The organism is Nocardia sp. IBHARD005, assembly GCF_052814245.1.
Genome location: NZ_CP199935.1, coordinates 1,179,872 through 1,192,640, shown reverse-complemented (window position 1 = coordinate 1,192,640; position 12,769 = coordinate 1,179,872). Strand labels below are relative to the sequence as shown.

4 protein-coding genes are annotated in these 12,769 nt (G+C 70.5%); all 4 read left to right on the top strand.

What is annotated here, in order from left to right; all coding sequences use genetic code 11:
• The first annotated feature begins 82 nt into the window (after positions 1 to 82).
• The 4 genes from ACTWPB_RS05350 (at position 83) to ACTWPB_RS05335 (ending at position 12,746) form a co-directional block, all read left to right on the top strand.
• On the top strand, positions 83 to 883 hold the full coding sequence (locus ACTWPB_RS05350; protein ID WP_446224587.1) for an SDR family oxidoreductase: 801 nt from the start codon (positions 83 to 85) through the stop codon (positions 881 to 883).
• Positions 880 to 2,028, top strand: a complete 1,149-nt coding sequence (locus ACTWPB_RS05345) for an isochorismate synthase (RefSeq protein ID WP_446224586.1) — start codon at positions 880 to 882, stop codon at positions 2,026 to 2,028. Before ACTWPB_RS05350 ends, ACTWPB_RS05345 begins: the two co-directional genes overlap by 4 nt.
• A 31-nt stretch (positions 2,029 to 2,059) precedes the next feature.
• On the top strand, positions 2,060 to 2,716 hold the full coding sequence (locus ACTWPB_RS05340) for an isochorismatase family protein (RefSeq protein ID WP_446224585.1): 657 nt from the start codon (positions 2,060 to 2,062) through the stop codon (positions 2,714 to 2,716).
• Positions 2,717 to 2,921: 205 nt separating this feature from the next.
• On the top strand, positions 2,922 to 12,746 hold the full coding sequence (locus ACTWPB_RS05335; protein WP_446224584.1) for an amino acid adenylation domain-containing protein: 9,825 nt from the start codon (positions 2,922 to 2,924) through the stop codon (positions 12,744 to 12,746).
• Positions 12,747 to 12,769 lie beyond the last annotated feature (23 nt).

Genomic DNA, 12,769 nt, shown 5'->3' with positions numbered 1-12,769 from the left:
TCCAGCGGATCTTCCGGCGTTCCGGTCGGTGGTTGTGAGGGAAGGTAACCAACCGACGCACATTTCAGGTTAGGCTAACCTCATGTCTTATGGGGATTCCAGCGGCCGCATCGTCGTCGTCACCGGCGCGGCCGGGGGTATCGGCGCCGCGATCGCGGCGCGATTCGTGGGCGAGGAGCGGGTCGTCGCGCTCTGGGACCGAGATCCCGCGGTGCTCGAAACTGCAGCAGCCCTTGATAATTCGCAGAAAACCACGGCTGTTCACGGTGCCGTCGTGGATATCACGAACGCCGACGCCGTGCACGCGGAGTTCGACCGGCTCACCGCCGCGCACGGTCGCGTCGAGGTGCTGGTGCACGCCGCGGGCGTGCTGGTGGGCGGCAGCGCGCTCGAGCTCGACCCGGCGGACTGGGCGCGCTGCCTGACCGTGAACGCCACCGGAACCATGCTGGTCACCCAGCGCGCCGCCACCGAGATGGCCGCCGCGGGGAACGGATCGATCGTCGTGGTGTCCTCCAATGCCGCCGCCACACCGCGCGTCGCCATGGCCGCCTACGGCGCCGCCAAAGCCGCCGCCACCGCCTTCACCAGATCGCTGGCCCTCCAGGTGGCGCCGCTGGGCGTGCGGGTCAATCTGGTCTCCCCCGGATCCACCGACACGACCATGCTGCGCGACATGTTCGGCGGCGCACCGCTGGACGACGCCGCCGAGACCGCGCTGCTCGACGGCGATCCCGCCGCCTACCGGCTCGGAATCCCGTTGCGCCGCATCGCCGCTCCCGCCGACATCGCCTCGGCCATCCACTTCCTGGCGTCCGACGGCGCCCGCCACATCACCATGCACGACCTGCGGGTCGACGGTGGCGCGACGCTAGACATGTGACCGAAAGGGTGATCACCATCAGTACCGACAGTTCAGACCCCGCTTTCGTGCTGTCCCGTCCGGATCGGACCGTTTCCGCGTCCGCGGGCGCGACGATCTTCCGTTCGGCGCACGACGCGGTGACCGCGCTGCGCAGTGGGCGGATCAGCCACATCGTCGGCGCACTGCCCTTCACCCCCGGCGCGCCGACCGCGCTGTGGGCGCCGGACTCGGTGACCGTCACCGACTCGCCGTACCTGCCCCGGCCACACACCTCGGTGCCACGATTCGAGGTCGACGCCGCCCTGCCCGCGCCGGAGGAGCACAAGCACCGGGTGGCCACCGCGGTCGAACTGCTCGCCGATCCCGCCCATCCGCTGCGAAAGGTGGTGCTGGCCAGGGCGATTCGCGCGGTGTCGGCACAACCGGTGCGCGCACTCGACATTCTCGACCTGATGGTCGGCTCGGATCCGCACTCCAACGGCTTCCTGGTCGACCTCTCGGCCGCCGGTGGCCGCTATCCGGGCCGTCACCTCGTCGGGTCGAGCCCGGAGATCCTGGTGCGCCGCACCGGCCGCGCGGTGCTGAGTCATCCGCTGGCGGGCTCGGCGCGGCGGGTGCTCGACGACGCCACGGCCGACCGCCTGGCCGCCGATACGCTGCTCACCTCGGCCAAGGACCACGCCGAGCACCGCTATGTCGTCGATCAGGTCGCTGCCGTACTCAGCGACCGGTGCGCCGAAGTGGTCACGCCCGCACCGGAACTCACCTCGACACCGGCGATGTGGCACCTCGGCACGCCCCTTTCGGCGACCGTGCCGCTCGCCGGCCCCTCTGCCTTGGAACTCGCGGTGGCCCTGCACCCGACACCGGCCATCTGCGGCACCCCGACCGGGGCCGCCGCGCGGCTGATCGCCGAACTGGAGGGCGAGCGCGGTTTCTACGCGGGCGCGGTCGGCTGGTGCGATGCCGACGGCAACGGCGAGTGGATGGTGAGCATCCGCTGCGCCGAACTGTCCGCGGCGGGCACCACCCTGCTCGCGCACGCGGGCGGCGGGATCGTCGCCGCGTCCGATCCGGGCGCCGAACTGGCCGAGACCACCGGCAAATTCCAGCGCATCCTCGGTCCGCTCGGTATCGCGGATCTGCCCGTCACCGTCGGCTGACGCCGACTTCCCACCCGAACGAGAGACCGTCATGCCTATCCCCCCGATCGCGCCCTATCCGATGCCCGGCGCCGACGAGTTCACCGCCGACCAGGTCGACTGGACCGCCGAACCCGGGCGCTGCGCGCTGCTGATCCACGACATGCAGCAGTACTTCCTCGACGCCTATGACCTGTATCGCGATCCCGCCCGCACCCTGCTCGCCAACATCGCCCGGCTGCGCGACCGCTGCCACGAGCTCGACATCCCGGTGATCTACACCATGCAGCCCGGCAACCAGCACCCCTCCCGGCGCGGCATCCTCGCCGACTTCTGGGGCAGCGGGATGGCCGAGGGCGCCGACACCCAGGTCATCAACGCCCTCGCCCCCGAACCGCAGGACATCCAGGTCACCAAGTGGCGGTACTCGGCGTTCCAGCGCACCGATCTGCGCGAGCTGCTCGGCTACCACCGGCGTGATCAGCTCCTGGTCACCGGCGTCTACACCCACATGGGCTGCATGCTCAGTGCCGCTGAGGCGTTCATGGGGGACGTGCGCCCGTTCCTCGTCTACGACGCGACCGCGGATTTCAGCCGCGACGAGCACGTGATGGCGCTGAACTATGTCGCCCGGCGGTGCGGTGCGGTCACCGGCACCGACGATCTGCTGCGTCAGCTCGACGCTGCCCGGCTCGAAGCGGACGCCTGATCGGGACCCGCCCCACCGGTACTTCCGATGGCCGAGAACGCCACGGGGGTGCGCTGTTCCGGCTGCGGATCCGGTGAGGCGGGCCACAATCCGCCATTGGAAGCAAAGTTAGGCTAACCTAATTCAGCCTCTCGCCTGCCGGCTCTCATCGAGCCCGGGGAGCACGAGGGAGCGCTCGGAAAACGTTGATAGTGAGGGAGTTGCTGTGGGATCGGTGGAACGGGACGACGTAAGCGCCGACAATCCCGGATTGCCGCTCACCGGAGCACAATTGGGCATCTGGAACGCCCAGCGCCTCGACCCCGACTCGCTCAGCTACATGGTCGGCGAGGTGCTCGAGATCTCCGGGCCCGAGCCCCTCGATGTGGCGTTGCTGGACACCGCGATTCGACGCACCATCGCCGACACCGACACCATGCGACTGCGATTCGCCGACACCGCCGACGGCCCGCGCCAGCGGATCACCGAGCCGGAACCCGAACTGCGCCCGCTCGTCGATCTACGCGGCGAGACCGATCCGGTGGCCGCCGCGCACCGCCTGGTCGCGGCCGAACGCGAACGCTCCGCCACCTACTGCCGAGCAATGGTCGACCGGCAGCTCTACACCTACACCCTGCTGCGCCTGTCCGACAACGACGTGTGGTGCATCCAGCTCTACCACCACCTGATCATCGACGGCTACAGCGCGGCCATGGTGTCGCGCCGGGTCGCCGCCCACTACACCGCGCTGCGGCACGACGCTGACGTGCCACGCCTGCGGTGGGGTTCGATCGAGACGCTCGTGGCCGAAGACCTGGAATACCGTGCGAGCCAGACACATCAGCACGACCGCGACTACTGGCGCGACCGGCTCACGCCGCTGCCGCCGCTGGACGGTCGCGGCCGCGCACCGGAGGGCGTGGTCGAGCAGACGCACGAGGCCCGCGCCGTCCTCGACGCCGACCTGGTGGCCCGGATCAAGGCGGCGGCCACCGCGGCCGACATCACCTGGGCCGACGTGCTCGTCGCCGGATACGCGGGATTCGTGCACCGCGTGCTCGGCGAGACCGACGTGGTGATCGCGCTGCCGGTGATGGCTCGAGTCGGCAAGACCGCGCTCACCACACCGTCGATGGCGGTCAACGTACTGCCACTGCGCATTCCGGTTTCCAGCTCCGATCACCTCGGCGACCTCGGGAAGCGGGTAGCCGACGCGCTGCGCGAGGTGCGCGCGCACCAGCGCTTCCGCGGTGAGGACCTGGCCCGCGAATTCGGCGGTACCCAGACCGGCGCGCTGCTGCACGGCATCGGCATCAACCTCAAGGCCTTCGACTTCGCCCTCGACTTCGACGGTGCCACCGGCACGCTGCGCAATGTCGCCGGTGGACCACCGGAGGATCTGGGCCTGACCGTCACCCCGCTGTCGCAGGACCGCATCCAGCTCGGATTCGAGGTGGACGCGCGGTCCATGGACGCGGTCACGGTCCAGCGGCGGATGAACGCACTGGTCACCCTGATCACCGAACTGGTCGACGCGGCGGACCGACCGCTCGGCGCGATCACCCTGTACCCGACCGAGCTCGACGCGAGCATCGCCGCCGAACGGGCGGGCGCCGCACTGCCCGGTCTCCCCGAGGACACGGTCGAGGTCTTCGACACCATGGTCGCGGCGCGGCCGGACGAGGTCGTGCTCGTCGACGGCGCCGACCGCCTCACCGCCGCCGACCTGGGAGCACGGGTGCACCGACTGGCGCGATACCTGCGCGGCCGGGGCGTTGGCCCCGAGGACATCGTTGGCATCGCGCTCCCGCGCACCGCCGACCTGGTGATCGCGCTACTCGCGGTGCGGCATGCGGGCGCGGCCTTCCTGATGCTCGACATCGGCCATCCCGCCCAGCGCCTCGCCGACATCGTCGACGACGCCGCACCGGCGCTGATCCTCACCGACGACGCGGTCGCGGACACGGTGTTCGCCGATCGCTCCGGATGGCTGGCTCCAACCACCGACCCGACCACGAACCAAGCACCCGCCAACCACTCCGGATCGCCGATCCCAACCGTCGACGCGGCCACAAACCAGGCACCCGCCAACCACTCCGGATCGCCGATCCCAACCACCGACGCGGCCACAGTGCCCGCCAACCGCTCCGAGTCGTCGGCCCCGATCGCCGACGAATCGTCGGGCGGCGGGGTGTCCGCCGACCGGTCGGCCGCGCTGATCCCGCACGCCGGCGCGGTGCCCGACCGTCGGGCGGGTGCACTGATCCGGCTGTCGGACAGCGAGATTCAGGAGGCGGTAGCCGGCCTGGCGAGTGGCCCGTTGACCGCAGCCGAACTCGCCGCGCCGCGCTCGGCCGGGCAGCTGGCCTATGTCGTGTATACCTCGGGCTCCACCGGAAAGCCCAAGGGTGTGCAGATCTCCTGTGGCGCGATGGCTCAGTTGCTCCACCATCACCGATCGACCGTCTACGCCGCGGCCGCCGAGCGAGCGGGCGGGCGGCAACTGCATATCGCGCACACCTACTCCTTCGCCTTCGACGCGGCCTTGGACCAGCTGTTGTGGCTGTGGTGCGGGCATCGGATCCACCTGTACGGCAACGATATCCAGAAGGATGCCGCCGCACAGGTCGCCGCGTTCGGTGCCGACCGCATCGATGTCGTCGACACCACCCCGTCGATGGCAACCGCCCTGATCGACAACGGGTTGCTCGGCGGCGCGCACCGTCCTGGATTGCTGCTGCTCGGTGGCGAGGCGACCCCGCCCGCCCTGTGGTCGGTCATCGTCGAGTCGAAGGTGGCCGCTCGCAATATGTACGGCCCGACGGAGGCCACCGTCGACGCGCTCAGCGCACCGGTAACCGGAGCGTATCCGCATGTGGGCGGCCCGATCCCCGGCACCCGCGCCTATCTGCTCGACGGCGCGCTGCGACTCGTACCGGACGGCGAGATCGGCGAATTGTATTTGTCCGGGCCACAATTGGCGCGCGGCTACCTGGGGCGCGAGGTGGTGACGGCGGAACGGTTCGTCGCCGATCCGTTCGTGGCGGGTGAGCGCATGTACCGATCGGGCGATCGAGCGCGCTGGCTACCCGGCCACGGCTACGACTACCTCGGGCGCGCCGACCAGCAGATCAAGGTGCGCGGGTATCGCGTGGAACTGGGCGAGGTAGAAGCCTCGCTCGGCGCGCTGCCCGGCGTGGCCGCCGCGGCCGCCACCCTCCGCACGTCCGGCGACAGCACCCGATTGGTGGGCTACCTGGTCCCCGAGGCGGGCCGCACCCTCGATGCCGACCAGCTGCGCCACCACCTGACCACCCTGGTCCCCGACCACCTGGTCCCCTCGGCGCTCGTCGTGCTCGATGCCCTCCCGATCACCGTCAACGGCAAACTCGACCGCGCCGCCCTCCCCGCGCCCCAGCTGACCTCGACCGGGCGCGCACCCCGCACCGACCAGGAGCGCGCGCTCTGCGGTGTGGTCGCGGAGGTGCTCGGCGTGGCGCGGGTCAACGCCACCGACGACTTCTTCGGGCTCGGCGGCGACAGCATCACCGCCATCGGCGTGAGCAGTCGCCTGCGCGTGCTCGGCTTGGCGGTGCCGCCGAAAGCCCTTCTGGCCCAGCGTGATCTGGCGACTATCGCGGCGACGGCCCAAGCTGTGGAACACGAGGCCGGACCTTCGACCCCCGATGAGGCCACGGGGCCGGTCCCGATCCCGCCCATGGTCGCCGCACTACTCGCGGCGAACCCCAGCCACCCGGCCATCGCCGGGTACGCCCAGTGGACCGCGCTGACTCTGCACGAGGATCTCTCCCTCGACGACCTGACCAGCGGCCTGCAAACCCTGCTCGATCACCACGATGCGTTGCGCTTGGTCCTCGATGAATCCGACACCGGTCCCACGCTGATGGTCGCGGGAGTCGGCACGGTCCACGCCTCGGACCTGGTCCACGAGATAGCGCTCCACGACCCGCTTTCGAACGGCGCGGCAACCTCCGCGCCTTGCGTGAGTGCGGCAACCTCCGCGCCTTCCGCAAGTGCGGCAACCTCCGCGCCTTCCGCAAGTGCGGCAACCTCCGCGCCTTCCGCAAGTGCGGCAACCTCCGCGCCTTCCGCAAGTGGGGCAACCTCCGCGCCTTCCTCGAGTACGGCGACCTCCGAGCCTTCCTCGAGTGCGGCGCCCGCTGTTCGGTCGGGGGATGCGGTGGCCCTTCCGACCGCTGGTGCGCTGTCGACCCAGGCCCGCACAGGCAGCAGCGCAACAGGTTCGGTGGATTCCATTCATGGCGGCGCGGTCGGTTCAACAGCCGATGTCACGTCGGCGCGTACCGAAACGGCGGGATCGACATCTCGATCACCGCTCGGGGACGCGCTGGAGGTCGACCCGCCTTCTACTGCCCCCCAGTCAGTTTCGGCCGAGACTATGGACACGCTGATCGAGTCGGTGGCGGCCGATCTCGCGGCGCGATTGGATCCTGCCGCGGGTGTGGAGCTTCGCGCCGCGCTGGTGCGGACCACACCGGGAGTGGCCGACCGTTTGGTTCTGGTAGCCAATCACCTGGTGGTGGACGGAGTTTCGTGGCGGATCCTGGTACCCGAGCTGTATGAGGCGTGCGCGGCGGCGCGGGAAGGGCGTGCCCCACGGCTGTCCTCGAAGGGGAGTTCGTGGCGGCGCCATGCCGGCCTGCTCGCCGAATCAGGCACCGCGGGCGATCATCGCGCGGAGCTGGCGCACTGGGAGCACGCCCTCGGTGCCGGGCCGGTCGTACCGCTGGGCGAGCGGGCGCTCGATCACGCGCTCGACCTCGTCGAAAGTGCGCATCGGACAAGAACTTTCGCCGCCCCGGAGATCACCGAGGCCCTGCTCACCACGCTGCCCGCGGCCTATCTGGCCAAGACCGACGAGGTGCTGCTCGCGGCGCTCATGCTGGCGATCAATGCCTGGCGCCAAGAGCGCGGCGAGGCACTCGAATCGGGGCGGCCGGTCACCGTGGAGGGCCACGGTCGCGAGCCGCTGCGCGCCGACACCGATTTCGCCGGCACCATCGGCTGGTTCACCAGCGAGTTCCCGGTGTGGACACCCGCGACCGGCATCGCCGACCCGGACGGGCTCGCCGACGCCATGGCCGGTGGCGCGGCGGCCGGACGGCTGTTGCGCGCGGTCAAGGAGGCCAAGCGCGCCGTGCCCGGCAACGGCGTCGGCTACGGCGTGCTGCGCGGGCTCGACCCGCAGACCTCCCCGCGGTTCACCGGGCGGCGCGCGCCCGAGGTACTGCTCAACTATCTCGGGCGATTCGGCGGTGGCGCGGCGCTCGGCTGGCGCCTGCCCGAGCACGATGCCTTCGCGGTGACGGAGTCGCCGGACAAGGCGCTCACGGAAGTCCTTTCGCTCAACGTCTTCGTGCACGAGCCCACCGCCGCGCAGCCGGGTGCGCCAAGGCTCGCGGTGGAGTGGACCGCGGCGGGCCGGATTCTCGGCGCGCACCAGGTCACCGAACTCCAGCGGCACTTCGCACTCGCGCTGGAGGCGTTCGCCGCCCATGCGCGGTTGTTCGCCGGCGGTCTCACACCGTCGGACTGCCCCGGCCTGTCCGTCGATCAGGAGAGCATCGACGCGCTCGAGGCGACGCACGGCCCGCTGGCCGAGCTGCTGGCGCTGTCGCCGCTGCAGGAGGGCTTGCTGTTCCACGCGATTCGCGATGGCGCGGACGATGTCTACACCCTGAGCGCGCGCGTCGACCTGCACGGCCCGCTGGACGGCCCCCGGCTGTCGGCGGCGTTCGACACCGTCGTGGGCAGGCACCCCACCATGGCCGCGGCCTTCCACTACGCGGGCCTGGATCAGCCGGTGCAGGCAGTGCCCCGGGCGGTCGCGATGCCGTGGCGGGAGGTCGATCTGTCCGGGTTGCCGCTGCGCGCCGCGCAGGCCGCCGCCGACCGGCTCGAAGCCGAGGCGACCCGGCACCGGTTCGCGGTGGATCGGTCTCCGATGTTGCGCGCCACGCTGATTCGCATGCCCGACGACGCGCACCGGCTGGTGCTCAACACCCATCACCTGGTGATCGACGGCTGGTCGACCCCGATCGTGTTGCGCGAGGTGCTGGCCGTCTACCACGGTGACGAGCTACCCTCGCCTGCCCGCTACAGCGACTATCTGTCCTGGATCGGCACCCGAGATCGCGACGCCGTCCGCGCGGCTTGGGCGCGGCGACTGGCCGGTTTCACCGAGCCGACGCTGGTGCGCGCCAACACTTTCCGTGAGCGCGAGTTCCGGCAGTGGCAGGTGCCGCTGCCCGCGTCGCTCGCCACGGCGCTGGCCGAGCTCGGCCGCCGTCGCGGCCTCACGATGAACACGCTGGTGCAGGGCACCTGGGCGCTGACACTCGCCGCGCTCACCGGCCGCACCGATGTGGTGTTCGGCGCGACTGTGTCCGGTCGACCGGCTGAGCTGCCGGGCGTGGCGGGCATGGTCGGCCTGTTCGCCAACACCGTGCCGGTGCGCTGCGCCTTCGACCCGGATCATGCGCTGCTCGAGCAGTTCGCCGAACTGCAGGAACAGCAGTTCGCCATGCAGGAGTTCGACCACGCGGGGCTGGCGGAGATCGAACGGATCGCCGGCACCGGAACCCTCTTCGACACCCTGGTCGCCTTCGAGAACTTCCCGAATTCCGGTGCGCAACAGCCACAGTCGCACGAGTTGCGACGTGGCGAGTTCCACAATCACGGCAACACGCACTATCCGATGACCCTGATCGCCCCGCCGGGAGACCGCCTGGAACTGGTGATCTGGTACGACCGCGCCGCCGTGCTCGACACCACGCTCGCCCGCATCTCCGATCGGATCGGCGCGATCCTCACCACCCTCACGACCGCCACGGACTCCGCCCCAACGATGTTCCTCGAGCCGCTCGCCCCAGCGGTCACAACTACACCGGACTCCGCACCGGGATCAGCCCTCACGAGCGCACCAGCGTCCGCACCGAACCCGACGGGCACGAGCGCACCAGCCTCCGTCCCGAACCCGGCAGGCACGACCGTACCGGACTCCGCGCCAGAACCCCATGCCACGAGCACACCAGCCTCCGTCCCGAACCCGGCAGGCACGGCCCCAGCGGCCTCCGTGGTGGAACCGCCTGTCACGAGCGCACCTGCTCCATCGTCCGCAGCTGGCGCCGCGAGCCTGTCGACCGTCGCCCGACCCAGTACCGAACAGCCCGATCCGCGCGGTAGCACGCTGGCCGACTGGGGTACGCCCGTCGATCCGGCGGCACCGGCCATCACGGCCGAAGCGGTCACGATCGACTTCCGCGAATTCGACTCGCGGACGAATCGGCTGGCACGCTGGCTCGTCTCGCGCGGGGTCGGCCCCGAAACCGTGGTGGCCGTGGCTATGCCACGCACCATCGACTCGGTCGTCACCGCGCACGCCATCTGCCGGGCCGGCGGGGTGTACCTGCCGATCGATCCGCAACAGCCCGCACAGCGCATCGAGCAGATCCTCGAAACAGCTTCCCCCGCACTGGTTCTGCACTCGCTCGACGATGTGGACACCAGTGGGTTCGTCGATGCGCGGCTCACCGACGCGGACCGCGCCGCACCGCTGCGCCCCGCCAATACCGCCTGCCTGCTGTTCACCTCCGGCTCCACGGGTGTGCCCAAGGGCGTGAGCCTGACGCACGCCGCGATCATCTCCACTTTCCGATGGCTGCAACGTGAGTGCCGATTCGGCCCGGGCGACACGATGCTCTACCGCACCCCGCCGATCTTCGACGCCTCGCTCATGGAGATGTTGCTGCCGCTGCACGTCGGCGCTCGGATCGTGCTGACCAGGCCTGGCGGCCACCGCGATCCCTACTATCAGGCACAGCTCATGAGCGCGGAGCGGGTGACCGCGATGTGGATGACCACCTCCATGCTGACCGTGCTCGCGGAAGAGGCCGACTTGTCGGGATGCGTGGATCTGCGCTGCGTCCTCACCGGCGGTGAGGTGTTGCCGCCCGCGACAGCGCACCGCATGCGAGCGCTCACCGGCACGGCCGTCTACAACTTCTACGGTCCCACCGAGGCCGCGATCGGCTTCACCTTCCACGAGACCGTCGACGCCGACACCGCGTCGGTTCCGGTCGGTGCGCCCGCCGATGCCGTCCGCGTTCTCGACGACCGGTTGCGACCCGTCCCCGCGGGAACCATCGGCGAGCTCTACATGACCGGTGTCCGGCTGGCACGCGGCTACCTGGCCCGTCCCGATCTGAGCGCGGGCGCCTTCGTGGCCGACCCGCGCGGTAACGGCGAAAGGATGTACCGCACCGGCGATCTGGTGCGGATGAACCCGCACGGGGAACTCGACTACGTCGGCCGCACCGACTCCCAGGTGAAGTTGCGCGGCCAGCGCATCGAGCTGGGCGATATCGAATCGGCCCTGCTCACCTGCGCCGGGGTGGCCCAGGCGGTGGTGCTGCTACGCGAGGACACACCGGGTGATCAGCGCCTGGTCGCGTATCTCATCGCCAAGTCCGCAGTCGCCCTCGATACCGCGACGGTGCGCGAGGAGCTGCGAAAGATACTGCCCGCGTACATGATTCCCGCCGCCTTCGTGGCGCTGGATCACATCCCGCGCACCGCGACCGAGAAGATCGCCCGCCGCGAGCTGCCCGCCCCGGAGTCCACCGCGGTCTCGGCCCCCGAGCCGCGCTCGGCCACCGGTTCCGCACCCACCGGCGCCGTCACCGCGCCCGAAGCGACCGCAACCGCAACAACGCACGATGGGTCCGCCACCGGGTCCGCCGCCGCGCCCGAAGCGACCGCAACCGCAACAACGCACGATGGGTCCGCCACCGGGTCCGCCGCCGCGCCCGAAGCGACCGCAACCGCAACCACGCACGAGGGGACCCTCACCGGATCCGCACCGGACGCGACCGCGACCGCAACCACGCACGATGGGCCCGTCACCGGATCCGCCACCGCACCCGCACCCGCACCCGCACCCGAAGCGACCATCACCGGATCCGCACCCGCACTCGAAGCGACCGCCACCGGGTACACCGCCACCGCCCACGATGGGACCGTGACCTCAGCGGACGCCGGGCCGCTCGACACCATCCGTGAGGCCATGGCGGCGGTCCTGTCTGTCGCCGAAATCGGCGCCGACGACGACTTCTTCGGCGCGGGCGGGCATTCGCTGCTCGCGGTGCGGCTGGTCGGCCGGTTGACCCGCGCGGGCCTGCCGGTGGTGCTCGACGATGTCTTCACCGCTCCCACCCCGCGTGGCCTCGCGACCCGGATCGGTGCGGTCGATCCCCGAGCGCCGCGACCGGCCGACGGTCTCGCCAGTCTGGGCCGTCGCCTCGACCCGGTCCTGGAGCTGCGCGCCGAGGGTTCGGTCCCACCGCTGTTCTGCATCCATCAGATCGGCGGCACCGCATGGAAATACGCGCCGCTGGCTCGATTGCTGCGCGCCGAGCGGCCGATCATCGGCCTGCAGATGCCGCAGCTGACCGGCCGGGAATTCGATGGGCGCACGCTCGACGATCTGGCCCGCTACTACCTGACCGCCATCCGGCGTATCCAGCCGCAGGGTCCGTACCATCTGCTCGGCTACTCGCTGGGCGGCAATCTCGCCCACTCGGTGGCGGCGATCCTGGAAGCCGAGGGCGAACAGGTCGGCTATGTGGGTCTGCTCGACTCGCATCCGTTGTCGAACCTGACCGACCGGGCCGCCGCGACCCTGGCCGATCCCGCCGGGATGGCTGCCCTGCTACCCGAAATCGGCGAGTACGCACCGGAATTGGCGGCGGTCGTGCGCAATGCCGCGACCGAGCTGCTCCGCATGGTCACGCAGTCGCAGTCCCCACGCTATCGGGGTCCGATGGCCCTGTACTGCGCCGACGCCGGCGACGAGCCCGAACGCGTGCACGCCCAGCTGACCGGCTGGAAGGCGGCGGGCGCCCAGCTGGTGATCCGGCGACTTCCGTACTCGCACAACGACATCGCGATGCCGACCGGCTGGACAGAGGTCGCCGCGCTGCTGGATGTGGATCCCGCGATCCGCACCTGAACCTCCACCTGGAAGAAAGAAGG

What these genes read in the sequence shown, in the direction of transcription:
- ACTWPB_RS05350 (WP_446224587.1), top strand. Translation starts at nt 83, where the DNA reads ATGTCTTATGGGGATTCCAGCGGCCGCATCGTCGTCGTCACCGGCGCG.
- ACTWPB_RS05340 (WP_446224585.1), top strand. Translation starts at nt 2,060, where the DNA reads ATGCCTATCCCCCCGATCGCGCCCTATCCGATGCCCGGCGCCGACGAG.